Origin of the sequence: uncultured Microbulbifer sp., from assembly GCF_947498635.1 — a bacterium.
In the GTDB taxonomy this organism is placed as follows: domain Bacteria; phylum Pseudomonadota; class Gammaproteobacteria; order Pseudomonadales; family Cellvibrionaceae; genus Microbulbifer; species Microbulbifer echini.
On sequence record NZ_CANMKV010000148.1, the window covers coordinates 1 to 318 of the forward strand.

General features: G+C 60.1%; 1 protein-coding gene. It reads right to left on the bottom strand.

Features of this window, described 5'->3' with window-relative positions; translation table 11 throughout:
• Positions 1–318: hypothetical protein (locus Q1A69_RS20225; RefSeq protein WP_299589759.1), on the bottom strand; the 318-nt coding region annotated here is incomplete at both ends.

Genomic DNA, 318 nt, shown 5'->3' on the forward strand with positions numbered 1-318 from the left:
ATAGAGGCGCGCGGAGACGTTATCGCCACTCACCCAGCGCACTCGCCAGCGTTTGGCCGCGGTGGGTAGGCTGGCAATATTGCTGACCTTATAGGTGACTTTGGGCTCATCCCCAGAGACGGCGGTCACGGTGGCGGGCTGCCACAGGGGTTCCGCGTTTACGCCGCAGCCGGTCTGCGAATCCGCATCGGTTCCAAATATCGCGCGACAGGTGATGGAATCCACATGGCCGATACTCTGCCGCAGGCGCATGGCGTAGCTGAGTAATTCCGGGATAAACACCGTATTCTTTACCGTGCGCACCTCACCAATATCGCC